Origin of the sequence: Actinocorallia populi (genome assembly GCF_002995495.1) — a bacterium.
GTDB classification, from domain to species: domain Bacteria; phylum Actinomycetota; class Actinomycetes; order Streptosporangiales; family Streptosporangiaceae; genus Actinocorallia; species Actinocorallia populi.
Map to the genome: position 1 here is coordinate 1 of NZ_PVZV01000025.1, position 1,516 is coordinate 1,516.

Consider the following 1,516-nt stretch of genomic DNA (forward strand, 5'->3'; position numbering starts at 1 on the left):
ACCGCCGCCACCTGACGGCGCAGCAGCCCCGCATGCACGGGAAAGTGCTTGCGCAGGTCGGTGACCTCCAGCAGCGGAGTTCCTGAGGTACTCAACTCACTTCACCTTCTACAGGTTCGGCCGGATCTGGGTCTCCCAGATCTGCTGGCGCTGCTCGGCGGACAGGTGGCAGGCGACCAGGTGCCCGGGTTCGCCCGCCGGCCGCAGTTCGGGGCGCTCGGTGGTGCTGCGTCCGGCGTTGAGGTCGGCGTAGGCGCACCGCGGGTGGAACGCGCACCCCGACGGAAGGTTGATCAACGAAGGAGGAGTGCCCTTCACCGGCATCAACCGCTCGGAGCGTACCCGGTCGAGCCGCGGCATCGACCCCAGCAGACCCCACGTGTAGGGATGCGCCGGGGAGTGGAAGATCTCCTGGACGCTGCCCTGCTCGACGGAGCGGCCGCCGTACATGACCATGATCCGGTCGGACAGCTCGGCGACGACGCCGAGGTCGTGGGTGATCATGATGATCGCGGAGTTGAACTCCTCCTGCAGATCCCGCAACAGATCCAGAATCTGCGCCTGAACCGTCACGTCCAACGCCGTCGTCGGCTCATCGGCGATCAACAACTCAGGATCACACGACAACGCCATCGCAATCATCGCCCGCTGCCGCATACCACCCGAGAACTGATGCGGATAATCATCCACCCGCTTCTGCGGAGTCGGAATACCCACCCTGCCGAGCATCTCCACAGCGTGCTTACGCGCGACCTTCTTCGACACATCATGATGAATCCGGTAAGCCTCGACGATCTGCGAACCCACCGAATAGAACGGATGCATCGACGACAGCGGATCCTGGAAGATCATCGCCATGTTGCGGCCCCGCAGCCTGCGGACCTCTTCCGGGGACGCCCCGATGAGCTCCTTGCCGTTCAGCCAGATCTCTCCGGACATGCGGCAGTTCCTGCGGTTGTGCAGGCCCAGGATCCCCAGGCTCGTCACCGACTTGCCCGACCCCGACTCGCCCACGATCCCCAGGGTCTGCCCGCGCTCGAGCTGGAAGTTCAGCCCGTCCACGGACTTCACCAGGCCGTCGTCGGTCGGGAAGTGGATCCGCAGGTCGCGCACCTCGAGGAAGGGGCGCGTCCCGGACGCGGCGGGAACGGATGCGCTCTTCACTAGTTCAGCCTCACCCTCGGGTCGACGACGGCGTAAAGGACGTCCACGATCAGGCTGGCCAGCACGATGAAGATGGTCGCCAGCAGCACCACGCCCATCACCATCGGCAGGTCGCCCGACTCGATCGAGTCGATCGACAAAGCGCCCAGACCCGCGAAACCGAACGTCTTCTCCGTCAGCACCGCACCACCCAGCAGCAGACCCAGGTCCAACCCGAAAACGGTCAGGATCGGCGTCAACGACGCCCGCAGCGCGTGCTTGGTGATGACGGTCCGCTCCGGCAGGCCCTTCGCACGGGCCGTCCGGATGTAGTCCTCGTTCAACGTCTCCAGCATTCCCGCACGCGTCAACC

Annotated in this window: 2 protein-coding genes; both read right to left on the reverse strand. The window is 65.1% G+C overall.

Features of this window, described 5'->3' with window-relative positions:
* Positions 1–108: 108 nt before the first annotated feature.
* Positions 109–1,062: an ABC transporter ATP-binding protein gene (locus C2865_RS39025; protein WP_456297951.1), complete on the reverse strand. Its 954-nt coding sequence runs from the start codon at positions 1,060–1,062 to the stop codon at positions 109–111.
* A gap of 101 nt (positions 1,063–1,163) precedes the next feature.
* A partial coding sequence (locus tag C2865_RS39030; RefSeq protein WP_157964116.1) for an ABC transporter permease occupies positions 1,164–1,516 on the reverse strand: 353 nt, incomplete at its 5' end.